General features: G+C 42.8%; 15 protein-coding genes. 10 read left to right on the top strand and 5 right to left on the bottom strand.

The annotated features are described in order from the left end of the window. The first annotated feature begins 178 nt into the window (after positions 1 to 178). From AB4375_RS07610 to AB4375_RS07585, 6 genes are all read left to right on the top strand, one after another. Entirely contained in the window at positions 179 to 1,957 is a 1,779-nt protein-coding gene (locus AB4375_RS07610) for a sodium:solute symporter family transporter (protein ID WP_372051282.1), read from the top strand. Positions 1,958 to 2,177: 220 nt separating this feature from the next. Continuing rightward, entirely contained in the window at positions 2,178 to 4,256 is a 2,079-nt protein-coding gene (locus AB4375_RS07605) for a DUF4962 domain-containing protein (protein ID WP_017061476.1), read from the top strand. 541 nt (positions 4,257 to 4,797) lie between these two features. After that, positions 4,798 to 5,679 (top strand): NAD(P)-dependent oxidoreductase, encoded by an 882-nt coding sequence (locus tag AB4375_RS07600; RefSeq protein WP_004733521.1) that lies wholly within the window; start codon positions 4,798 to 4,800, stop codon positions 5,677 to 5,679. Between the two features lie 1,044 nt (positions 5,680 to 6,723). Beyond that, entirely contained in the window at positions 6,724 to 8,595 is a 1,872-nt protein-coding gene (locus tag AB4375_RS07595) for a methyl-accepting chemotaxis protein (RefSeq protein WP_372051289.1), read from the top strand. 237 nt (positions 8,596 to 8,832) lie between these two features. Next, the gene (locus AB4375_RS07590) at positions 8,833 to 10,575 is read left to right on the top strand and encodes a polysaccharide lyase family 7 protein (protein WP_372051281.1); all 1,743 of its coding nucleotides are present in this window, start codon (positions 8,833 to 8,835) and stop codon (positions 10,573 to 10,575) included. 426 nt (positions 10,576 to 11,001) lie between these two features. Then, positions 11,002 to 12,570 carry a polysaccharide lyase family 7 protein gene (locus AB4375_RS07585; RefSeq protein WP_017069952.1) on the top strand — a complete coding sequence of 523 codons (1,569 nt, stop codon included), beginning with the start codon at positions 11,002 to 11,004 and terminating at the stop codon, positions 12,568 to 12,570. Between the two features lie 966 nt (positions 12,571 to 13,536). Here AB4375_RS07585 and AB4375_RS07580 read toward each other — a convergent pair. Together AB4375_RS07580 and AB4375_RS07575 are read right to left on the bottom strand one after the other, a co-directional pair. Beyond that, the gene (locus AB4375_RS07580; RefSeq protein WP_372051280.1) at positions 13,537 to 15,381 is read right to left on the bottom strand and encodes a hypothetical protein; all 1,845 of its coding nucleotides are present in this window, start codon (positions 15,379 to 15,381) and stop codon (positions 13,537 to 13,539) included. Between the two features lie 190 nt (positions 15,382 to 15,571). Continuing rightward, on the bottom strand, positions 15,572 to 16,432 hold the full coding sequence (locus tag AB4375_RS07575; RefSeq protein WP_372051279.1) for an oligogalacturonate-specific porin KdgM family protein: 861 nt from the start codon (positions 16,430 to 16,432) through the stop codon (positions 15,572 to 15,574). Positions 16,433 to 16,970: 538 nt separating this feature from the next. On the opposite strand from AB4375_RS07575, the gene AB4375_RS07570 reads away from it, so the two are divergent. After that, entirely contained in the window at positions 16,971 to 18,008 is a 1,038-nt protein-coding gene (locus AB4375_RS07570) for a polysaccharide lyase family 7 protein (RefSeq protein WP_017069957.1), read from the top strand. Positions 18,009 to 18,266: 258 nt separating this feature from the next. On the opposite strand, the gene AB4375_RS07565 is transcribed toward AB4375_RS07570, so the two are convergent. From AB4375_RS07565 to AB4375_RS07555, 3 genes are all read right to left on the bottom strand, one after another. Beyond that, positions 18,267 to 19,634, bottom strand: a complete 1,368-nt coding sequence (locus AB4375_RS07565; protein ID WP_081322222.1) for an MATE family efflux transporter — start codon at positions 19,632 to 19,634, stop codon at positions 18,267 to 18,269. Between the two features lie 148 nt (positions 19,635 to 19,782). Then, positions 19,783 to 20,505 (bottom strand): FadR/GntR family transcriptional regulator, encoded by a 723-nt coding sequence (locus AB4375_RS07560; RefSeq protein WP_017063624.1) that lies wholly within the window; start codon positions 20,503 to 20,505, stop codon positions 19,783 to 19,785. A gap of 174 nt (positions 20,506 to 20,679) precedes the next feature. Continuing rightward, positions 20,680 to 21,456: an SDR family NAD(P)-dependent oxidoreductase gene (locus tag AB4375_RS07555; RefSeq protein ID WP_017069959.1), complete on the bottom strand. Its 777-nt coding sequence runs from the start codon at positions 21,454 to 21,456 to the stop codon at positions 20,680 to 20,682. A gap of 342 nt (positions 21,457 to 21,798) precedes the next feature. Between AB4375_RS07555 and AB4375_RS07550 the strand changes: the two genes are divergently transcribed. The 3 genes from AB4375_RS07550 to AB4375_RS07540 all read left to right on the top strand — a co-directional run bounded on the left by AB4375_RS07550 (position 21,799) and on the right by AB4375_RS07540 (position 25,407). Next, positions 21,799 to 22,518, top strand: coding sequence for a FadR/GntR family transcriptional regulator (locus tag AB4375_RS07550; protein ID WP_017069960.1), 720 nt, complete (start codon positions 21,799 to 21,801; stop codon positions 22,516 to 22,518). Between the two features lie 283 nt (positions 22,519 to 22,801). Next, complete coding sequence (locus tag AB4375_RS07545; RefSeq protein WP_017069961.1) at positions 22,802 to 24,664, top strand: DUF294 nucleotidyltransferase-like domain-containing protein; 1,863 nt, start codon at positions 22,802 to 22,804, stop codon at positions 24,662 to 24,664. Beyond that, positions 24,664 to 25,407, top strand: a complete 744-nt coding sequence (locus tag AB4375_RS07540; RefSeq protein ID WP_372051278.1) for a 3'-5' exonuclease — start codon at positions 24,664 to 24,666, stop codon at positions 25,405 to 25,407. The genes AB4375_RS07545 and AB4375_RS07540 overlap by 1 nt, the downstream gene beginning before the upstream one ends. Positions 25,408 to 25,488 lie beyond the last annotated feature (81 nt).

Below are 25,488 nucleotides of genomic sequence, written 5' to 3'. Positions count from 1 at the left end.
CCTCAAACACCAGTAATTGCCTTGATGGATTGGCCATATTCCATCCTATGTCATATATATAATTAACTTAATCAATCAAAATAAGATCGCCATCACTTATTTGGATTATTGTACTACAAATAAAGTTTGAGATTTCCTATAGTCATCGTAACAAAATACAACGGACAAAGGATACACGATGGAACTCAACACGATTATTGTCGGCATTTATTTCCTATTCTTGATTGCGATAGGTTGGATGTTTAGAACATTTACAAGTACCACCAGTGACTACTTCCGCGGGGGCGGTAACATGTTGTGGTGGATGGTTGGTGCAACCGCCTTTATGACCCAGTTTAGTGCATGGACATTCACCGGTGCGGCAGGTAAAGCGTATAACGATGGTTTTGCAGTAGCGGTTATCTTCGTAGCCAACGCATTTGGTTACTTCATGAACTTCGCATATTTTGCTCCAAAGTTCCGTCAACTACGTGTAGTAACGGTAATCGAAGCAATTCGTATGCGTTTCGGTGCGACTAACGAACAAGTGTTCACTTGGTCTTCAATGCCAAACAGTGTTGTTTCTGCCGGTGTATGGTTAAACGCACTAGCAATCATCGCTTCTGGTATCTTCGGTTTCGACATGACAGCAACTATCTGGATTACCGGTTTGGTTGTATTGGCAATGTCTGTAACGGGTGGTTCATGGGCGGTAATTGCATCTGACTTTATGCAGATGGTTATCATCATGGCAGTAACCGTGACATGTGCTGTTGTTGCTGTTGTTCAAGGTGGCGGTGTTGGTGAAATCGTGAATAACTTCCCTGTAGCGGAAGGCGGTTCTTTCCTTTCTGGTAACAACATTAACTACTTAAGCATCTTCAGCATTTGGGCATTCTTCATCTTCGTGAAGCAGTTCTCTATTACTAACAACATGCTTAACTCTTACCGTTACCTAGCGGCTAAAGACTCAAAGAACGCGAAGAAAGCGGCGCTACTAGCGTGTGTGCTAATGCTTTGTGGTGTATTTATCTGGTTCATGCCTTCTTGGTACATTGCAGGTCAAGGTGTCGACCTAGCAGCAGCTTACCCAGATGCAGGTAAGAAAGCGGGTGACTTTGCCTACCTATACTTCGTACAAGAGTACATGCCAGCAGGTATGGTTGGCCTTCTAGTTGCGGCGATGTTTGCAGCGACAATGTCTTCAATGGATTCTGGTCTAAACCGTAACTCGGGTATCTTTGTTAAGAACTTCTATGAACCAATCGTTCGTAAAGGTACGGCTAGCGAAAAAGAACTAGTAACGGTTTCTAAGATTACTTCTGCCGTGTTTGGTATTGCTATCATCCTTATTGCACAGTTCATCAACTCGCTTAAAGGTTTGAGCCTGTTCGATACCATGATGTATGTAGGCGCACTGATCGGCTTCCCAATGACAATTCCTGCATTCCTTGGCTTCTTTATTAAGAAGACTCCGGACTGGGCTGGTTGGGGTACGCTAGTGGTTGGTGGTTTTGTTTCTTACTACGTGGGTTTCGTTGTTAACGCTGAAATAGTGTCTTCAATCTTCGGTCTAGAAGAGCTAACAAGCCGTGAATGGTCTGATGTTAAGGTTGCTATCGGTCTGATTGCTCACATTACGCTGACAGGTGGTTTCTTCATCCTATCAACTCTGTTCTACAAGCCATTAACTGAGAAGCGTCAAGCAGACGTTGATAAGTTCTTCGGTAACCTGTCTACTCCATTAGTTGCGGAGTCAGCAGAACAGAAAGTACTGGATAACAAACAGCGTGAAATGCTTGGTAAGCTGATTGCGGTAGCGGGTGTCGGTATCATGCTAATGGCTCTACTCACTAACCCAATGTGGGGACGTCTAGTCTTCATACTTTGTGGTGTGATTGTTGGTGGTGTTGGTGTGCTATTGGTTAAAGCGGTCGATGACGGCGGCAAGCAAGCGAAAGCAGTAACTGAAAGCTAATACATAGAAAACGATTATAATAGAATGCGACGACTCGAAAGGGCGTCGCATTTTTTTTGCTCTGCGAAACGGAAAAACGGTCAGGTGGAAGATATCTGACCTAAATCACGAAAACTGTACAAAATGGTTCAATCGAATCGAAATATATTCAATTGTCCTACAATAAGACGTATATTATTGCTAATTCCTTTCAATCAACTTGAAAAATAAGTGAGTTAGAATGAGCGACCAAAAATCTCTTGATGCAATCAGGAAGATGAAGCTGGAGAATGATACTTCAGCAGGTAATCTTGTAGACCTACTCCCTATCGAAGTACAGAAACGTGACTTCGACCTATCATTCCTAGACAACTTGAGCGAAGCACGTCCACGTCTTCTTGTTCAAGCAGATCAGTTAGAAGAATTCAAAGCGAAAGTGAAAGCTGATGAAGCTCACTGCATGTTTGATGATTTCTACAATAACTCGACAGTTAAGTTCCTTGAGACTGCTCCTTTCGAAGAGCCTCAAGCGTACCCAGCTGACACGGTAGGCAAAGCTTCTCTATGGCGTCCTTACTGGCGTCAAATGTACGTTGATTGCCAAATGGCACTAAACGCGACACGTAACCTAGCAATTGCTGGTGTTGTGAAAGAAGACGAAGCGCTAATTGCTAAAGCAAAAGCTTGGACTCTAAAACTGTCTACGTACGATCCAGAAGGCGTGACTTCTCGTGGCTATAACGATGAAGCGGCTTTCCGTGTTATCGCGGCTATGGCTTGGGGTTACGACTGGCTACACGGCTACTTCACAGATGAAGAACGTCAGCAAGTTCAAGATGCTTTGATTGAGCGTCTAGACGAAATCATGCACCACCTGAAAGTGACGGTTGATCTATTGAACAACCCACTGAACAGCCACGGTGTTCGTTCTATCTCTTCTGCTATCATCCCAACGTGTATCGCGCTTTACCACGATCACCCGAAAGCAGGCGAGTACATTGCATACGCACTAGAATACTACGCAGTACACTACCCACCATGGGGCGGTGTAGACGGCGGTTGGGCTGAAGGTCCTGACTACTGGAACACGCAAACTGCATTCCTAGGCGAAGCATTCGACCTATTGAAAGCATACTGTGGCGTAGACATGTTCAACAAAACATTCTACGAAAACACAGGTGATTTCCCGCTTTACTGCATGCCTGTTCACTCTAAGCGCGCGAGCTTCTGTGACCAGTCTTCAATCGGTGATTTCCCAGGTCTAAAACTGGCTTACAACATCAAGCATTACGCAGGTGTTAACCAGAAGCCTGAGTATGTTTGGTACTACAACCAACTGAAAGGCCGTGATACTGAAGCACACACCAAATTCTACAACTTCGGTTGGTGGGACTTCGGTTACGATGATCTTCGCTTTAACTTCCTTTGGGATGCACCTGAAGAGAAAGCACCATCGAATGACCCACTGTTGAAAGTATTCCCAATCACGGGTTGGGCTGCATTCCACAACAAGATGACTGAGCGTGATAACCATATTCACATGGTATTCAAATGTTCTCCGTTTGGCTCAATCAGCCACTCTCACGGTGACCAAAACGCATTCACGTTGCATGCATTCGGTGAAACGCTAGCGTCAATCACTGGCTATTACGGTGGTTTCGGTGTTGATATGCACACTAAATGGCGTCGTCAAACGTTCTCTAAGAACCTTCCACTATTTGGCGGTAAAGGTCAGTACGGCGAGAACAAGAACACGGGCTACGAAAACCACCAAGATCGCTTCTGTATCGAAGCGGGCGGCAACATCTCTGATTTCGACACTGAATCTGATGTGAAGATGGTTGAGGGTGATGCAACGGCATCTTACAAGTACTTCGTTCCTGAAATTGAATCTTACAAGCGTAAGGTCTGGTTTGTTCAAGGTAAAGTATTCGTAATGCAAGACAAGGCAACGCTTTCTGAAGAGAAAGACATGACTTGGCTAATGCACACAACTTTCGCAAACGACGTGGCAGACAAGTCTTTCACTATCCGTGGCGAAGTTGCGCACCTAGACGTAAACTTCATCAACGAGTCTGCTGATAACATCACGTCAGTTAAGAACGTTGAAGGTTTTGGCGAAGTTGACCCATACGAGTTCAAAGATCTTGAAATCCACCGTCACGTTGAAGTGGAATTCAAGCCATCAAAAGAGCACAACATCCTTACGCTTCTTGTTCCTAATAAGAACGAAGGCGAGCAAGTTGAAGTGTCTCACAAGCTTGAAGGCAACACGCTAATGCTAAATGTTGATGGTGAAACGGTTTCAATCGAACTGTAATTCGCTGAAGCAACAGAAGCTAGATACTAAAAACTCCGAGTGAAAGCTCGGAGTTTTTTTGTTTGCACAGAACAGGCAGTAGCCTACGAGGTGGGAAGAGGTTGCGTTGGTTAGTTAGAGGCTAAGTAGCAAGAGTGCCAGGCTTAGTAAGTGGCGACAAAACTTGGTTTAAAACCCGTGTTCAGTAAACCTTACTAAGGCTAGGGCAGTGACTGTCTTCCAATAATTTGTCAACTACTGACAGTGGGCAGCCTTAATCTTGTCTGAAAAAAGGGACGGCAGGTTAATAATCGTTATTGGAGTGGCTTATTCTCATTAATCGTATGACATTTAGAGTGCATTATTTCATCAATAGGTTATTTTTTGATTGGGATATCGCTCTTGTAAGTACAAAGCGTGACCATATTTTCTCGTAAAGTGAATCCCCGTCACAACTTGCGTCTAAGCATTGAAGGATTACCCTAAAACTATTGCGTAACGAGAAAGACGTAGTTATTATAATGAGCATATAATCATACAATACTATATTTGGAGTTTGAACATGACTAAACCTGTAATCGGTTTCATTGGCCTAGGTCTTATGGGCGGCAACATGGTTGAAAACCTGCAAAAGCGCGGCTACCACGTAAACGTAATGGATCTAAGCGCTGAAGCTGTTGCTCGCGTTACAGATCGCGGCAACGCAACTGCATTCACTTCTGCTAAAGAACTAGCGGCTGCAAGTGATATCGTTCAGTTTTGTCTTACAACTTCTGCTGTTGTTGAAAAAATCGTTTACGGCGAAGACGGCGTTCTAGCTGGCATCAAAGAAGGCGCAGTATTAGTAGACTTCGGTACTTCTATCCCTGCTTCTACTAAGAAAATCGGCGCAGCTCTAGCTGAAAAAGGCGCGGGCATGATCGACGCACCTCTAGGCCGTACTCCTGCACACGCTAAAGATGGTCTTCTGAACATCATGGCTGCTGGCGACATGGAAACTTTCAACAAAGTTAAACCTGTTCTTGAAGAGCAAGGCGAAAACGTATTCCACCTAGGTGCTCTAGGTTCTGGTCACGTTACTAAGCTTGTAAACAACTTCATGGGTATGACGACTGTTGCAACTATGTCTCAAGCTTTCGCTGTTGCTCAACGCGCTGGTGTTGATGGCCAACAACTGTTTGACATCATGTCTGCAGGTCCATCTAACTCACCATTCATGCAATTCTGTAAGTTCTACGCAGTAGACGGCGAAGAGAAGCTAGGTTTCTCTGTTGCTAACGCTAACAAAGATCTTGGTTACTTCCTTGCTCTTTGTGAAGAGCTAGGTACTGAGTCTCTAATTGCTCAAGGTACTGCAACTAGCCTACAAGCTGCTGTTGACGCAGGAATGGGTAACAACGACGTACCAGTAATCTTCGACTACTTCGCTAAACTAGAGAAGTAATCGACGTACGACCTCGCTAGGGTATTGCCTGTCTTTTTAGGCGGCGATACCTCAGCGAGGTTCGTTTTTATCTGCCATACCCAACCCTTTGTTCCCTCGTTAAACTCTTCTACTTCTACTTCCTCAGCTACACCTACTCAAAACTCTGTTCAACTTTGTTACTGCCTCAATTCCTATTTTTGTTTCTATATCTATATCTATATCTATTTGTAAATTCAAAGCCTTCTAGCACCAACTCACTCACTTTTCCTCGCAAGCTTAAACCAGTGCACTTAACTGATTGTTGGCGATGGCTTAACACCGCTCGTATATCGGGTCTGAAAAGAAAGTAAAAAAAACCCACACAGCTGGTGACTGTATGGGCATGTTCGGACGAGCCGTCTGGAAAAACAAATGATCAATAGAAAGTGAAAAAACGAATAACGAGATCCCCCGACAGTTTCTACGTTAAACGCGTTCAATGACCTTAAAGCGGCTGCTTCAATTATCACTTTGAACTGAACAAAAGCATCCAGAAAGAACTTAAGTTATGATTCAAATACATCATAACTTAAGGCTTATTGTATTACAAATAAATTTTAAGATTGAATGCCTTGAGTGAATGGTTGGTTAGTGAAAATGTGACCTAAGGCTCACTTTCCTAGTCAGGTGACCGAAAGTGATATGAATAATTTGAGTGGAGGCATTATCGGCGAAGTTATGAGGTAATCATCTGAAAGTTGATCATTTTTAATTGGTTAATTATTCCTTTCTAATCATGTTAAAAGTTCAAACTCATAAATGATACCTATGTCACAGGGTGATTTTAACCAGTTTTGATATGTCAAGATTGCTCACAGAAAGTGCAGTAAATTAAACATACAATATTAATTAAATTGATGGTTGTGACGATGGAACGGCATGAACAAGTTTTGCTTCCCGTATCTTCGAATATCTAAAAAATGACCATTTCATTCGGATAAAAATAATAGACATAGGTTGATATGGATTATGAGTTTTATGAATTCAAAATTGTCTCTAGGGTTTAAAGGAAAATTGATTTTAATGGTGGCGATCGTCAGTTCCAGTGCCTTGGCATTTACGAACTGGTTCACGCTTAACTTGGCGACTGATCAAGTAAACCAAACGATTTATAACGAGATTGATCACTCGTTAACGATAGAAATTAATCAAATAGAAAATACCGTTCAGCGCACCATCGATACCGTTAACTCTGTTGCACAAGAGTTCATGAAATCCCCATACCAAGTGCCGAATGAAGCACTCATGCATTATGCTGCAAAGCTGGGTGGCATTGACAAGATTGTGGTGGGTTTTGACGACGGCCGTTCTTATACCTCTCGCCCTTCAGAGTCTTTTCCTAACGGTGTAGGGATAAAAGAAAAATACAACCCAACCGTTCGACCTTGGTATCAACAAGCCAAATTGAAATCAGGCTTATCTTTTAGTGATCTGTTTTTCACCAAGAGTACTCAAGTACCTATGATTGGTGTGACTTACACCTATCAAGATCGCGTCATCATGGCAGACATTCGATTTGATGATTTGGAAACTCAGCTCAAACAGCTAGATAGCATCTACGAAGCCAAAGGTATCATCGTGGATGAGAGAGGGATGGTAATTGCATCCACAATAGAAAACGTGCTTCCACAGAGCAATATATCTTCTGCTGACGCCTTAATGAAACTCAATGAAGCTATTGAACTACCTGACCAATTCATTGAGGGGGTGATTGATGGCAACCAGAGAATTTTGATGGCCAAGAAAGTGGATATTGGCAGCCAGAAAGAATGGTACATGATATCTAGTATCGATCCTGAACTCGCGCTCAATCAGTTGAATGGCGTGATGTCGAGTGCGCGTATCCTTATCGTGGCATGTGTGCTTGGCTCGGTGATATTGATGATTTTACTGCTGAATCGCTTCTACCGCCCAATCGTGTCACTGAGAAAAATCGTCCACGATCTATCTCAAGGTAACGGGGACCTGACTCAAAGGCTTGTTGAGAAGGGGAATGATGACTTAGGGCATATCGCCAAAGACATCAACTTGTTCATCATTGGTCTGCAAGAGATGGTTAAGGACGTCAAATTTAAGAACTCGGATCTCGATACTAAGGTACTGAGTATTCGTGAAGGTTGTAAAGAAACCAGCGATGTACTGAAAGTTCACACTGATGAAACGGTTCAAGTGGTCTCTGCAATTAACGGCTTATCTGAAGCATCAAACGAAGTCGAGAAGAGTTCTCAGTCGGCGGCAGAAGCAGCAAGAGAGGCCGCTGTGTTCAGTGATGAGACGAAACAAATTAACACCGTGACGGAAACCTATATCAGTGATCTTGAGAAGCAAGTCTGCACCACCTCTGATGATATTCGCTCAATGGCGAATGAAACGCAGAGTATCCAGTCTATCGTGTCTGTGATTGGAGGAATTGCGGAACAAACTAATTTGCTGGCATTGAATGCGTCAATTGAAGCGGCGAGAGCGGGTGAGCATGGCCGAGGTTTCGCGGTGGTTGCTGATGAAGTCCGTGCGTTAGCCAACCGAACTCAAATCAGTACTTCTGAAATTGATGAAGCGCTGTCTGGCTTGCAGTCTAAATCAGATGGTTTGGTTAAATCGATTGAGTTGACCAAAAGTAACTGTGAAATGACGCGTGCCCAAGTGGTTCAAGCGGTAAATATGTTGGCCAAGCTAACGGAACAGATGGAAACGGTAAGTCGTTTTAATAACGATATTTCGGGTTCGTCTGTTGAGCAGAACGCCCTTATTCAGAGCATTGCTAAGAACATGCATAAGATTGAAAGCTTTGTTGAGGAGCTTAATAAGCTAAGCCAAGATCAGTTGATTGAATCAGCAGAAATCAAAACACTTAACGGCAGCGTTAGTGACTTGATGAGCAGCTTTAAGGTTTAACTTTTCTAATATTTATATTTAAAAATCAAAATACTAAGTTTAGTTGTTGATCTGAGAGCCACTCAATAGCTTGCGAGTTTAGAGTGGCCTTTCTGCGTTTTTCTTGAGTCTAACTCTACGCAATACTCATTCATCCCACTTCATTTGCCGCATCTCACATTCTGATAAATATATAATTGACATAAAATAGTACAAATATACATTGTCACTCTATTCTTATGGATAAGTGAGATAAATGTGAATAAGCCAATCTTCGTCGTAGTACTCGCTTCGCTTACGTATGGCTGCGGTGGAAGCAGCTCCAGTGACAGCAGTGATCCTTCCGATACCAATAACCCAGGAATGCCCGCTGGTGTTGTTGCGCCTTATGATATTACCAAGTATCAAAACATCCTTTCCAGCTCAGATCTTCAGGTCTCTGATCCTAATGGAGAGGAGGGCAATAAAACCTCTGAAGTCAAAGATGGTAACTTCGATGGTTATGTCAGTGATTATTTTTATGCTGACGAAGAGACGGAAAATCTTATCTTCAAAATGACGAACTACAAGATGCGCTCTGAAGTTCGTGAGGGAGAAAACTTCGATATCAATGAAACGGGTGTAAGACGAAGCTTGTATGCGGAAATAAGCTTACCTGATATCGAGCATGCAATGGCGAGTTCACCTGCCGACCATGATGAAGTGACGTTGCTGCAGATACACAATAAGGGGACTGATGAGAGTGGTACGGGTTATATCCCTCATCCGCTATTGCGTGTGGTTTGGGAGCAAGAACGAGATGGCCTCACAGGTCACTACTGGGCAGTCATGAAAAACAATGCCATTGATTGTAGCAGCGCTGCTGACTCTTCGGATTGTTATGCCACGTCATACAATCGCTACGATTTAGGTGAGGCGGAATTGGACAGTTTTACCAAATTTGATCTTTCTGTTTATGAGAACACACTGTCGCTCAAAGTGAATGATGAAGTAAAAGTGAATCAAGACATCGCTTACTGGCAGCATTTATTGAGCTACTTCAAAGCGGGTATCTATAACCAATTTGAGAATGGTGAAGCGATTGCTTACTATCAGGCGTTGAGATACACCACGACTCAAATCGATGGATCAAACGATTGGGACATTAATGATTGGAAGCTGACTATTCCACCGAGTAAGAATGATTGGTATGGAAGCGGTGGTGACAGTGCTGCTGAGTTAGAACCAGAACGTTGTGAATCGAGTAAAGATCTTCTTTCAAATGACAGCGATGTGTACGACAGTGATATTGATCTTTCTTACTTCAATACTGATGAAGGAAGAATGCACTTTAGAGCGGATATGGGATACGGCACCTCTACCCAAAACTCTAGCTATATTCGCTCTGAGCTCAGGGAGTTGTATCAAAGCAGTGTTCAACCGGATTGTAGCACCAGTGATGAAGATACAAGTTGGTATTTGGACGACACTAGATCGAACGCTACCAGTCACGAGTTAACCGCAAGCTTGCGAATTGAAGATTACCCGAACATCAACAATCAAGATCCAAAAGTGGTACTTGGACAAATCCATGGTTGGAAGATCAATCAAGCATTGGTGAAACTATTATGGGAAGGCGAGAGTAAGCCAGTAAGAGTGATACTGAACTCTGATTTTGAGCGCAACAACCAAGACTGTAATCATTGTGACCCGTTCAGTGTCGAGTTAGGGACTTATTCGGCAAGTGAAGAGTGGCGATATACGATTCGTGCCAATCAAGACGGTATCTACTTGGCGACTCATGATTTAGATGGAACCAACACCGTTTCTCATTTAATCCCTTGGGGACAAGATTACACAGATAAAGATGGGGACACGGTTTCGTTAACATCAGATTGGACATCGACAGACATCGCTTTCTATTTCAAAGCGGGCATCTACCCACAATTTAAGCCTGATAGCGACTATGCGGGTGAAGTGTTTGATGTGAGCTTTAGCTCTCTTAGAGCTGAACATTATTGAATTAGCTAACGTTTGAGTAACAACAATGACTGCTTTAAAGACCATATTGATTCCTAACAATGTGGTCTTTTTTTAACTGCTGCGACACTGGTGAATGAGATGTTCTGAACGATAAATGCTCTGCTCGAGTGATGCACATTCTCACCATTACCGCTCGGATTTTTCGCCCTTGATAGCCCATTTCGCATTCTAAATTTTCATATGTTGTCTTTTATCAATAGGAAGTGTGATCCAGTTAAAGTATGGAAAAAGCGAAAAGTGTTCCCAGTCTCATTTATTCAACGAAGTGTTTTATTTGTATTATAAGATTACGTAATATTTTTGTGTTATCGCAAATACTGAGAGAGAAAACGCCTTATAGCTCGTGTTTGCCAATTTATCTTTCACTTACGAACGCTGTCTTTGTATTATAATAATGGATTAGATATGAAACAAATTACTCTAAAAACCTTACTCGCTTCTTCTATTTTACTTGCAGTTGGTTGTGCGAGCACGAGCACACCGACTGTTGATTTCCCAAATAACAAAGAAACTGGTGAAGCGCTTCTGACGCCAGTTGCTGTTGCCGCTAGTAGCCATGATGGTAACGGACCTGATCGTCTCATTGACCAAGACCTAACTACACGTTGGTCTTCAGCGGGTGACGGTGAGTGGGCAATGCTAGATTATGGTTCAGTTCAAGAATTTGATGCGGTTCAAGCATCTTTCAGCAAAGGTAACGAGCGCCAGTCTAAATTTGATATTCAAGTAAGTGTCGATGGTGAAACCTGGACAACCGTACTTGAAAACCAACTGAGCTCAGGTAAAGCGATCGGCCTAGAGCGTTTCCAATTCGAGCCAGCAGTGCAAGCGCGCTACGTAAGATACGTTGGTCACGGTAACACCAAAAATGGTTGGAACAGTGTGACAGGGTTAGCTGCGGTTAACTGTAACATTAACGCATGTCCTGCTAGCCATATCATCACTTCAGACGTGGTAGCAGCAGAAGCAGTTATTATCGCTGAAATGAAAGCAGTGGAAAAAGCACGTAAAGATGCGCGCAAAGATCTTCGTTCAGGTAACTTTGGTGTAGCAGCGGTTTACCCTTGTGAGACCTCAGTTGAATGTGACACACGCAGTGCACTGCCAGTTCCGACAGGCCTGCCAGCGACACCAGTTGCAGGTAACGCGCCAAGCGAAAACTTTGACATGACGCATTGGTACCTATCTCAACCATTCGACCATGACAAAAACGGTAAGCCTGATGATGTTTCTGAGTGGAACCTTGCAAACGGTTACCAACACCCAGAGATCTTCTACACAGCTGACGATGGTGGTCTAGTCTTCAAGTCTTACGTGAAAGGTGTTCGTACCTCTAAAAATACTAAGTATGCGCGTACAGAGCTTCGCGAAATGATGCGCCGTGGTGACCAGTCTATTAGCACTAAAGGTGTTAACAAGAACAACTGGGTATTCTCAAGCGCACCTGAGTCTGACTTAGAAGCTGCTGCTGGTATTGATGGCGTTTTAGAAGCAACGTTGAAAATCGATCACGCAACAACAACAGGTAATGCGAACGAAGTAGGCCGCTTTATCATTGGTCAGATTCACGATCAAAACGATGAACCAATTCGTTTGTACTACCGTAAACTGCCAAACCAAGCAACGGGTGCGGTTTACTTCGCACACGAAAGCCAAGATGCAACTAAAGAGGACTTCTACCCTCTAGTGGGCGACATGACGGCTGAAGTGGGTGACGATGGTATCGCACTTGGCGAAGTGTTCAGCTACCGTATTGACGTTAAAGGCAACACGATGACTGTAACGTTAATGCGTGAAGGCAAAGACGACGTTGTACAAGTGGTTGATATGAGCAACAGCGGTTACGACGTAGGCGGCAAGTACATGTACTTCAAGGCCGGTGTTTACAACCAAAATATCAGCGGCGACCTAGATGATTATTCACAAGCGACTTTCTACCAACTAGACGTATCGCACGATCAATACAAAAAGTAATCTAACCGAATAACACTTAACATTAAAGCTATCGCAATAGCCTCCAGCCTTAGGGTTCGGAGGCTTTTTTGCCTCCTGTTGTTTGGGCTTAAGCGTATGATTTAATTGAGTCGGAGAAGGGTAGTTATCAGTTGCACAGAGTTTAAGACATTATCATTAAGCTCATTCAGTATTAACTTCAGTCATTATCAGTTTCAGTCACTATCCTTTCCCCAATCGCCGATCACCATTAACCTCAGTCATGATTAATCTCAGCTGATAACAGGTCATATTGGCTCTCATTCAAAGCTAAACAATGCCAATATTATTTTGGAATCGCCAGAGCTAGAAAACTTCGACTTCGTTCTCAAGGTATGTACTAATGCGACGTCTACACATGAACGTATTGTTGTGCGTGGTCTACTAATAAGCATTAACTCGGCTGATTACTCCCGTACTGTTTTTGAAACCTCCACTTTTGGGTTGTTTAGCAAGACTCCTAGCAACAGCCATAAATCGTGCTCTAACTCTTGCATAAATAGAAGGGCGGTTAGCCATCACTTTATTAGCGCCAATGCTTAATGAAATACTCAGGCGGGCTCAAGTCGATGATCAAACGCATCTAGTGCTCAAGGGGATACGCTTGAGGGTTAGTTGCTTGCAGGCCGTAAATACCTTGATTGTATGGTACGGTGATGTTGAATAATAATTTGTGGGTTGAGTGCAGAGCTGAGGGGTTTTGTTTATCTATGATAGATACAGGGCTTTTGAGAGGGTTAAATAAGTTAGAGAGGCAAGGGGGCATTCGTTACTAGCAGCATCGGTGCTTATTCAACGCTGAAGCAAAGTTCCGCTGAGTCAGAGAGCTTAACTGAATCGCCAGTCTGCTTTTTATTCTTGAGCTAACAATAAAAAATCCCTATCAAATTACGTTGATAGGGATTTGTTTTATCTAGCAATCAAGTCAAACAGACTTTCTAGTGAGAACTAGAATAGGTCTGAATCTAGGTTGTCGAAGTAGGTGTATGTCCCTTTTGAACCATTGTCACCATTGTATAGCGCAATAGCGGTCGGGGAACCACCTGCACTTTCAGCTTTTAACCCAGTGTAGTCTGTTCCATCAACATTGACGGTAATGTCTGTATCTACCCATGAAATGGTCACATCTACCCATGTGTCTTTTGAGTATGAAGCAAGGTCAACTTGGCTGCCTGATTCGTTGCGGAATTTAATCATACTAGATGTAAATACAACTTCAGTGAAGCGACCACTAGATGATGCATCGTTATTAGAACCTAAGAAAATGTATGATGCTTTTACATAGCCATCGCTAGGGATGTATACAGATGTAGAAACAGAGCCAGTTTCTGCTGCGCCATTAGCAAAGTCGCGGCCAACGATAGCTTTGTTATTATCAGTGGTTGAGTCCGCACCATCTTCAATTCGTAAAGAGTTAGAACCCGACTTGGCAAAGTCACTACTGATCACTGCTGTATTTAAAACCCCATCAACACCTTTTGTCTGGTACGCAGGGTTAGCCACATCGATCTGCGTACCTACAGTATAAGAATCGAAGTTGTCTGTTACTTCGCCGGGCTCTGGCTCTGGATCTGGATCTGGTTCAGGTTCTGGCTCAGGTTCTGGCTCAGTACTACCGCCATCCACAACAACAGTCGCTTCCGCAGTATTGTTGTTATACGGATTGCCTGACAAAAGTTGCCCATTCGGATAGTTATTAAAGTTATCTTCAAATACTAACTCGTCAGTAGTCGTGTCATTTGAATAAACTTTAAAGTTATCAGCGTTCAATTCGTAATGTGTTGTGTTGGAAGTATCACCAAGCTTCAATGACACGATTGTAACGGCAGCTTTGTCGAAAGCCTCAAAACCGTTGCCGCTATTGTCGTATACAGTGTCATTGACTTTGAATGTGTAGTAACCGCTCGCCCAACTGATTTCAACCGCGAGATCTTCACCTAAAGTGTAAGTGCCTACAGGCTCATCAGGAATTTGAGGTTTACCGCTACTATCGGTAACCGTGGAACGGTAGAAAATTTCTCCAGCATTAAAAATAACTTCGCCGTGTAAATTAGTGTTAGAAGTACCAGAAGCGTAGAGACTAATATAAGCGTTATTACCTGAACCATTCGCTTCTTGCTCGGTGTCTTCATCTACTTGGTAGATTAAGTCAACGGTTACCTTTCCTGATGCGATACTGTCTACTGTTGCCCCTGTGCTGCTGTCAGACAATTTCAAACGTAGTTCACCCACATCATTCTTTACACCACCATTGTTGGTGTCCAAGATTTGAACGTAGCCATTGATACCATTTGCTTCATTGGCTTTACTGATAGCTTCTTGTACGGCGTCAGTCGCAGTTTGGTCTGAACCAGAGTAGTCTATGCCAGTGGTGTTATCTGAAATATTCAGAGCACCAGCGTCATCGAAAGAAAAAACACCATCTAGAATTTCGATCGTTGATGTGCCTGTTTCATAATATGTGAAAGAGACCGTACCGGCTTCTTCATCATAATTATTAGTAGAAGCACTTGCATCTTTAATCGTGTAAGTACCTAAGTCATCATCGTCGTCATAGTATTTATGATTACCATCTTCTTGGAAAACATACACATTTGGAAGATCTGCATTTGATGACGCGGATATTGAAGCGGAGTTACCATCACTGATTTGCCAGTAACCCGTAGTTAATGCTGAAGGTTGGTTACCTGGATCAGTAGAACCATCGGTCGGGATAGGTAAACCATCACTGTTACAACCGAATAATAAACCTGTCGAAAGAGCGACAGCTGTAGCGACTTTAGAAATCTGCATAAAATATTCTCTTTATGATATTAAATCCATATGTAAATCACATAAGAAGTAGATAATGAATAGTCGTTAAATATTTATTAGGATGAAACTAACGTTAATTAGAACATCCTATTATTTAAATAAAGTGCTTAAAATATGCCCCAAAAATTTACAAGAGGAGAGGGGTATTTTATAAATTGACTATTTCTAATTAGAATGAGTAAGCAACACCAACACGGTATTTTGCTTCGCGATCTTTAGAAGATGAGCTGATATCAGAAGACCAAATCTCAGCAAAAGGTTTCCAAGAACCGAACTTGTAGTTTACTTTTAAGCCAGCATCCCATTCCCAGTCATCACTATTATAAAGAAGTACGTTATCCAAAGATTTTACATAGTTTGCTTCGTAAGAAAGACCAAGCTTCGGTAGAGACTCAATTTTATATGCACCTGTTAGCGTTATTTTGGATTTTTGAGCTGATTCTAAACGTTCGCCAGTTTCTGAATCCGTATCACCAAACTGTGTATGGTTGCGGAAATCAGCATACTCGTGACGGTAACGAATGGCAGTCGTTAATCCCATATCCGCATTATAACCAACACGGAATTGAGGTTTGTAAGTGACTTTTTTCATCTTCCAGTCACCGCCGTTGTAGTTCGGCTCATCCCAGTCCCAAGCGATCGGCATACCAACTTGTAGATACCAGTTGTTATCGACTTTGTAAGTTGCTGTATTTTCTACTTCCATACCGTAAATATACCAATTGCCGTCATAGAAGCTTCTACTGTTTGCTGATTTAACTTCGCCAGAATCTGCGTCGTAGTAAGAATCGTCAGTATGGAATTTAACTTCAAGGCCCGTTGAGTGTTTCCACTTATCTGACAGTTGAAAGCTTTCACCTAGCTTCACTCGGTGTTGATGGCGAGCGTCTACGTGAGCCGTGTCGCCATTTGTTTTTGTATAATCCGTCGCAGCACGATACTCGTAACGATAATCAAGAGATGCACCAGTAGCTGTGCCCGCTAAAAGAGTACATGCAACAGCTGCAGCAATTTTTGTAACAGAATTCATACCTTTGTCTCACTATTATTTTTTAATTCTGGATACATCCAATGTACCCGTGGCTCACAAACCAATACCTTACATGGTATTAAATTAATGTATGACAAATATGGTATTTATTATTGAGTCAGATTTCTGTGAGATCTATCAAAAAGTTCTGACTAATGGCCCAAGTATATAGCTAAATGTTATGAATATCTCAATTTATGGCTTGTGTATTAAATCAATCATGACGTACTTCTCATATTCACAAACCTTAGAAAATCACTTTTTTGCATGTGTTAAAATAATACAAATATTAAGTGTTTCTATATGTTAATAATGATGATTTTAACCATCGTGGCTTAAACATAGGGAGCATGTTGAGAGGCATAAATATAAACCATAGCCAGATGTTTAATAAAAGTTACAAAATGGCTAAATGTAAATTCTATTTATCGGTTGGCTTATTTAAGTCGAAGAGAAAATATTTAGTACTAATTCGTGTTCAAAAGTGGTTTCTGTACTGAGTGTGTACTCGGTATCTGTTAACAATAAAGGATGAGTCATGTTTAAGAAAAACATATTAGCAGTGGCGCTATTAGCGACTGTACCAATGGTTACTTTCGCAAATAACGGTGTTTCTTACCCCGTACCTGCCGATAAATTCGATATGCATAATTGGAAAATAACCATACCTTCAGATATTAATGAAGATGGTCGTGTTGATGAAATAGAAGGGGTAGCCATGATGAGCTACTCACATAGTGATTTCTTCCATCTTGATAAAGACGGCAACCTTGTATTTGAAGTGCAGAACCAAGCGATTACGACGAAAAACTCGAAGAATGCGCGTTCTGAATTACGACAAATGCCAAGAGGCGCAGATTTCTCTATCGATACGGCTGATAAAGGAAACCAGTGGGCACTGTCGAGTCACCCAGCGGCTAGTGAATACAGTGCTGTTGGCGGAACATTAGAAGCGACATTAAAAGTTAATCACGTCTCAGTTAACGCTAAGTTCCCAGAAAAGTACCCAGCTCACTCGGTGGTTGTTGGTCAGATTCACGCTAAAAAACATAATGAGTTAATCAAAGCTGGAACTGGTTACGGGCATGGTAATGAACCACTAAAGATCTTCTATAAGAAGTTTCCTGGCCAAGAAATGGGTTCAGTATTTTGGAACTATGAGCGTAACCTAGAGAAAAAAGATCCTAACCGTGCCGATATAGCTTACCCTGTTTGGGGTAACACTTGGGAAAACCCAGCGGAACCGGGTGAAGCAGGCATTGCTCTTGGTGAAGAGTTTAGCTACAAAGTGGAAGTGAAAGGCACCATGATGTACCTAACGTTTGAAACAGAACGTCACGATACGGTTAAGTATGAAATCGATCTGAGCAAGGGTATTGATGAGCTTGATTCACCAACGGGTTATGCTGAAGATGATTTCTATTACAAAGCGGGCGCATACGGCCAATGTAGCGTGAGCGATTCTCACCCTGTATGGGGACCTGGTTGTGGCGGTACTGGCGATTTCGCTATCGATAAAAAGAATGGCGATTACAACAGTGTGACTTTCTCAGCGCTTAAGTTGAACGGTAAATAGCACATAGCATAACCAATAGGCTAGCTAGACGCAGTCCTTAAGGAATATTTTCGAAGACCACTTAACCGAATGTTGAGTGGTCTTTTTGTTTTATATGAGTTTTAAGATGACCTTGGTATTAATGTGACCTTGGTATCAATGAGGGTGTGCTGAAGCCTACCAATGAATGGTACAGCTAAAACAATACAACCTTGTCAAAAGACAAGGTTGTATTCAGAACGCGTGGGAAGATTTTAGGACGGCAACTCGATACGGAGTTTAGTCATACATCAACTCTTTAGCTTTGTCGGCATCAAACTCTTTAAGAGACTTTCGAGCCAAGTGACGGAATGGGAAAGCTTTCACGACTTCTTCGAATGGTTGGATGGCAAATGCCCAAAAGATAGAGCCATCTAAACCAAAGATGATCAATGCACACAATGGAATTGAAATTACCCATTGACCAGTAAAGTTGATTTTGAAGACTGCGGTCGTTTTTCCTAGTGCTCTTAGTACATTCCCATGAACCGTGTTGTAGCCACGAACAATTGGCAAGAATATGTAGAGTGGGGCGATAACGGCCAATGCTTGATAGGTAGATTCATCCAAGTTCGGGTAAATGTCACCAATGACCAGACTTAATCCTGCGAATAAGAGTGCACAAACGAAAGAAATGACGACTGCAATATCGATACTGGTATCGACGTTTTTGACTAGGTCATCCATCTTTTTGGAGCCAATCGCTTGGCTGATAGTAATCGCGGAAGAGTGAGCCCAAGCGGTAATAAATTGAGAGACAGCCCTGATCCAAGGCATCACCAAAGTAATCGCTACGTAAGCGTTGATGTTAAGTTGCGAATACAACAATTGATATATCGTTGCGCCAATCAAAAGCATGGTCACGTTCGCTGCTACAGGGAATATTTCGATAAAGTGACGGCGAACGTTGGTAAAGAATTCAGAGCGCTGAGCGTCTAATTTGAGTGAAATCGCTGAGCTTAAATGCACGCACAAAACCAAATACAGCAAGCGGATCGTTATTGCAATAATGCTGCCTAATGCAGCGCCTTGTACTCCAATCCCTTCAAAATTAGAAAAACCATGAATCAGCACATATGAGAGTACAGCATTGATAGGCAGTTCAATTAAGTAACCTTTGAATGGGACTTTAGTTCTGCCTAGCGCATTAAATAAAGCAATGATCACCTGCGTTAACGCGGTAAAAATAACGATGTATTTCGAGATGTCTAGATAGCGGCTGATTTCTAAGTGAAGGGAAGCGTCATCTGTTAAAGCTTGAATCAAGGGTTGTTCGAAAAAAGTAAGTAGAAGCCAAAATAGTGTTGCTACGCCAAGGTTGATAAATAACCCTGCCCAAAATGCTTTAGATAATGATGCGGCGATGCCAGAGCCCACTGCGCGGCTTAATACTAACTGAGTACCGTTTGCCAGCGCCATTTGAATTCCCAGTACAAAGGCAACGATAGTCGTCGCAATCCCCATTGCAGCTAAAGGGATTTCACCAAGAGGAGAGACAAGCAGTGTGTCGATCATCAACATCGACTGCATCAAGATACCGTTTAAGGCGAGGGGCCAGGCGAGAGAGAAATTTTTCCTTACGTACGATTGTGAAGACACAAACAACACCTTATGTGTATAACCGTAAGCTTTCTCTGAGGTGGCGGAGTAGAGCGTTTAAAGAAGAAAACACTACGGTAGTTGATGGTTAAAAAATGGGTGCTAAAACAAGACTGACTTGTGTCTTTGAAAAACAAGTCAGTTTGGTTAATCTCGGTTATGCGATGGCTAATTCAACCCTAGAGAGCTTTTGGTTCTCATCGTCTAGCAGGACTTGAGAAGCAATTCGAGCTTGCTTGGCATCGCCAGACATTATTGCGTCGTAAATCGCTTTGTGTTCTTCTAAACAGAAGCGACCGCCTTCAGCGGAGTGGTCGATAAACTGCTTGAAGATAGTCGACAGAATGTTCGCGAATGGAATGTAAAATTGATTACCTGTCGATAAGAAAATCGTTTGGTGAAACAGGTGATCGTTGGTCGTCCACTCTTCATAATCGAAGCTATTTGCTGCGATGGTCATTTTCTGGAAAAGAATCGAAAGCTCTTTGCGTTGCTCTACAGTTGCATTGGTTGCAGCGAGCGCACACGCTTCCGGGTCAATCGCTTTTCTTAAGCCTAAAAATTGAGACAAGAAGGGTTTAGTATCTTCTAAATCTTGGATCCAGTACAGCAATTGCGGGTCCAAGAAGTGCCACTGTGTTCTCGGTTTGATACGAGTGCCCACTTTTGGCTTCGACTCGATTAAACCTTTTGCCGAAAGTAGCTTAGTTGATTCTCGAAGGGCAGTTCTGCTCACTCCAAAGATTTCGCACAGCTCCATTTCGCTGGGTAACTTTTGATTTTCTTCTAACTCGCCTGACAAGATCTTGCGAGCAATTTGTCTCGCCACTTGAACATGAATTCGGCGGCTTGAATCTTCCACCAATGTAAATATTGACATTTAAACCACCTGAAATTGAAACTTTGAAAACACTAAAAGCCAGACGAATCTGGTGTTTAGTGTCAGTGTATACGTCTAATTTAGTGTGAGGTTTTCCCTCATCTACTCGGGTCTGTTAACCTTATATAGTGTGGCGAACTTAAATCGCTGAGTGAGCTTATATAAACCAGCTAACTAGGGCGTTATTTGTCCGCCGTTAACATCTAGGATTTGACCTGTGATGTAACCGCTGCAAGCGTGCGATGCAAAGAAAGCGAATGAAGGGGCAACTTCATCAATATGGCCAAAGCGTCCCATTGGAATGTTGTTAGCAATGGTCGCTTTCAAATCGTCGCTCTTGCCATCGTGAAATGCGGTGTCGATAGTGCCCGGTGAAACAATGTTGAAACGGATATTGTCTTGCGCGAACTCTTTCACCCAATTGCGGTGAATGTCGTGTAACCAAGCTTTAGACGCGGCATAGATGCCTGCACCAACACCACCGCCTTCGCGAGCGGCGATAGATCCTGTGCTAATCACACAAGATGTTTGCCCGGACTCAGCAGCAGAGGCGCGTAAGTGCGGGATAGAGAACTTGGTTGTCATCAGCGCAGAGCGAACATTAAGGTTCATTACGCGCTCATAAAACTCATCATCGATATTTTCTAGATTGGCGCGACCACCAAGGCCACCGGCGTTGTTAATCAACACGTCCATGCCACCAAAATGATCAGTGAACTCTTTGACTAACCTTTCGCACTCTAATGTGTCCATTAGGTTTGCAGGAAAAAAGGCAACATCGCCACCCAGTGCGGTAAGTTCAGATAGAACGTCATCGACTTTTGGGCTGAAAGCACGACTATTGATGCCGACTTTTGCGCCGTATTTTGCAAAGACACGTGCGGTAGCTAAACCCATACCAGCAGTAGAGCCAGTAATTAGAATGCGTTTGCCTTTTAAATCGTTAAACATCAGAGCCGCCTATATTGTAGATTATTCACGCCAATAAATCATACAATAACACTTGCTATATTCAAGGGTGTTTATCTAAAAACGGGTTATTACCGACATAAATAGTGAGAGTAAGGGTGGTTTTGTGAGTTCACGCATACATTGAAATAGTAAATGAGAACTATTTGTATGAATTAATAGGTTGAATTGGTTTTATAAACCTAAAGATGAGCAGGTTTGTGAAATATTGCTCCAACCTTTACTGGTAGTGACCTCACGTTATTCTGATGCTGTGTTGGTGAAGATATAAATCAGTGCTATAGTCCGAGTTAAATAATACATATCTAATCGGTAAGTAGACACATGGCTGGCTCTTTCAATTCTATTTCAGGCTCTAAGCGAAGCCTTCATGTGCAAGTTGCACGTGAAATCGCCCGTGGTATTTTGTCGGGCAATTTGCCTCAAGGTTCTATTATCCCTGGTGAAATGGCTCTGTGTGAGCAATTTGGTATCAGTAGAACAGCATTAAGAGAAGCGGTTAAGCTTCTGACTTCAAAAGGCCTATTAGAATCTCGTCCTAAGATTGGTACTCGCGTTGTTAACCGCGCGTTCTGGAACTTCTTAGATCCACAATTGATCGAATGGATGGACGGTTTGGCCGATACAGACCAATTCTGTCATCAGTTTTTGGGTTTACGCCGTGCAATTGAGCCAGAAGCGTGTGCTTTAGCTGCTCAGTTCGCGAGTGCAGAACAACGTATTGAGCTGTCTAGTATTTTCCAACAAATGGTAGAAATCTCTAGCGAAGAAACGCTTGATCAAGAGCGTTGGCTAGATATTGATATGAAATTCCATAGCCTGATCTTCAATGCAACAGGTAACGACTTCTATCTTCCATTTGGTAACATCTTAACGACCATGTTTGTTAACTTTATTTCTCACTCTTCTGAAGAGGGAAGTACTTGTATTAACGAACACCGCCAGATTTATGAAGCAATCATGGCAGGTAATAGTGACAAAGCACGCCACGCGTCAGCAAGTCACCTGTTAGAAACAAACCACAGATTACCAGCCGCTAGTTAATTGTTTTCACTGTTATTTTAGCTTTTATCGTTTTGCATTATCGACGAGAGGGCATTCTCGTAAAACTAGGGTAGTCAAAGTTAAAATTACGGTTATTCAAAAGCTAATTTCAGCAGTGACCTCTAAAAAGCACGTTTGATACGTGCTTTTTTTGCATCCAAATTTGATGAAAACCTGACTGGTGTCCAATATTTAATCTATTATTTGCTGTTTCGTTAAAAGCACTAGTAACCAGTATTTTAAGTTATATAATAATACTAATTAAATTATTGTGAGTGTGATTATGCCCCAGTCTCTACTGCCAAATATTCTTCAATTCATAGGTCAAATCGACCCATTCGATAAGATCCCTAAACAAGCACTTCGCGAACTTGCCTCTAACGTGCAAATTACTTATCTCGGCAAGGGAGATGTGGTCGATTTGTGTGAGTCTGGGAAGGAAAAATCGCTCTATATCATTCGAACGGGCTCTATGGAGCAACGAAAATCGGATGGTGTGCTTCGTGCCCGTCTAGGCAGTGAAGATTTGTTTGGCTTTACGTTCTTAGATTCTGAAGTCAACGACGAAAAAGGCTATAGAGCTGTCGCAATCGAAAACACCTTACTTTATGTGATTCCACACTCGGCACTTCAAACGCTTTTCAAAGCCTTTCCAAGTTGCGCAGAACACTTTGCTTCACAGGCGCAGGTTCGCTTGAAGTCGGCACTGGATGTGGTCTGGTCGAATAAAGAGAAAGGCCTGTTCATTCGTAAAGTTGAGGAAGTGGCAAGCGGGCAGGTGGCAATTGTTAAGTCTGAGCAAACCATCCAGTCGGTTGCGGTTGAAATGCTTCATCAACGCTCACCGTGTGCCGTGATCTATGAAGGTGAAACCATTGTTGGTTTGATCACCGACCGAGACATGACTAAGCGAGTGATTGCCCACGGCGTGAGTACTGATAGCCTGATCTCAGAGGTAATGACGCACTCTCCACTTACTGTAAAACCGGATGATCTGGTGCTGCATGCGGCCTCTATCATGATGCAATTTAATATCCGTAACTTGCCCGTTGTGAAAGAGAATAAGGTCGTTGGTCTTCTTACTACGTCTCATTTGGTTCAAAACCACCGTGTTCAAGCGATATTCTTGATCGAGAAAATCAAATACGCGGGCAGCGTGAAAACCATGTCTTCGTTCACCTCAGAGCGACAAGCTATTTTTGAAGCGCTGGTGGAAGGTAAAGTGGCGCCTGAAACCGTCGGCAAGGTAATGACCATGATTATGGACGCCTACACCCGTCGATTGATTCAAATAGCGATTGATAAGTTAGGCCCACCACCGTGTGATTTCTCTTGGATCGTAGCGGGATCGCACGCGCGTAATGAAGTGCATATGCTATCGGACCAAGACAGCGCGATTGTACTAGCTGACGATGCAACTGACAGTGACCGTATTTACTTCAAGCACTTAGCAATGATGGTGACCAACGGCTTAGCAAGTTGTCACTACCCATTATGTCCAGGTAAATTCATGGCTGCGACGCCAAAATGGTGTCAGCCACTCAGCGTGTGGAAGCACTACTACAAGAAGTGGGTGGCTAACCCAGAGTATGAACGCTTGCTTAACATCAGTGTGTTCCTAGAAATTCGTACTATCTACGGCAACAGTGAGTTCGAAGGTATTCTGCGCGATGAGCTGCATAGCAATATTCGCGGTAACCGTGAGTTTTTAAGCACGCTAGTGAAAGACGCGGTCAATACCAACCCGCCACTTGGCATCTTCAATAGCTTAGTGCTAGAGAAGTCAGGTGAGAATAAGAAAACGTTGAACGTGAAGAAGTACGCGATCAACTTGATTATCGACTTAGCGCGTATTTATGGCCTTGCTGTGGAGTGCGACTTGTCGGCGACTGACGAACGTTTCGCTGCTGCTAATGAAAAAGGCATGCTGAGCGACGATGCATTCAAGAACATTCTGGGTGCTTACCAGTTCATTCTCTCTTTCCGTTTTGGTCATCAACTTGAAGCGCTGAAGAACGGGGATGTGCCTGACAACAACATCAACCCAGATAGCTTTGGTAGCTTTGAGCGTAAACATTTGAAAGATGCCTTTAGGATCATTGCTGACCTTCAAGAAGCGGCGAAAATTCGTTTCGGAGCACGTTAATGAAGCTATGTTCAACTAATAAATGTTTAAAACGAATGCTAAACTATTTTCACCCGCTTGAGCGAATTAAACGTAAACGTAAGCAATATTTGGGAACGGTTAAGTTGCCAGAGGCGTTACATGATCTCGTAGAGCAGCCTTGTCCTGAAATGACGGACTTGGCCAAAGACAGCGAATACATCATTTTAGATCTCGAAACCACGGGCTTAGACAGCGAGCAAGACCTTATCTTATCTATGGGGTGGGTCGATGTGGTTAAAGGGAGAATCGATTTAGCGTCAGCCAAGCATATTTATCTGAATAACGATTCGCAGATCAACGCTGAAACCGCTGTTATCAACCATATTACGCCGCAAATGTTAGAAGAGGGCGCCTCTATTCATGATGCGATGCTGACGTTTTTCGAAGCAGCAAAAGGCAAGATCATTGTCGCACACGCTTGTGTGGTCGAAGAGAAGTTCATTAGCCAATACCTTCTTCGCTGCTACGGTTTAAGAGCGATTCCTCTGCTTTGGCTTGATACCTTGTGTATTGAGAAAAGCATGGAGAAAGCGATCAGCAATCATGAAGAAGTCGATTTAACCTTGGCAGGGACTCGCGAAAGGTACGGGCTTCCTGAGTACAACAGCCACAATGCATTAGCCGATGCCGTTTCGACAGCGGAATTGTTTTTGGCTCAGCAGAAGCGAGTTGTGCCTAACGATAATGTGACCGTTGCCTTTCTCTATCGGATTAGTCACTAGGAAAAAGAGCTGCAAGTGCTCGGCTCTTATTTTACTGATTTTAAAGGAAAAAAAGCCAGCGATTAAGCCTGTCTCTTATAC

It is taken from the genome of Vibrio sp. 10N.261.51.C6 (assembly GCF_041471785.1).
Classification (GTDB): Bacteria; Pseudomonadota; Gammaproteobacteria; order Enterobacterales; family Vibrionaceae; genus Vibrio; species Vibrio crassostreae_C.
This window is presented reverse-complemented; position numbering and strand designations above follow the sequence as displayed.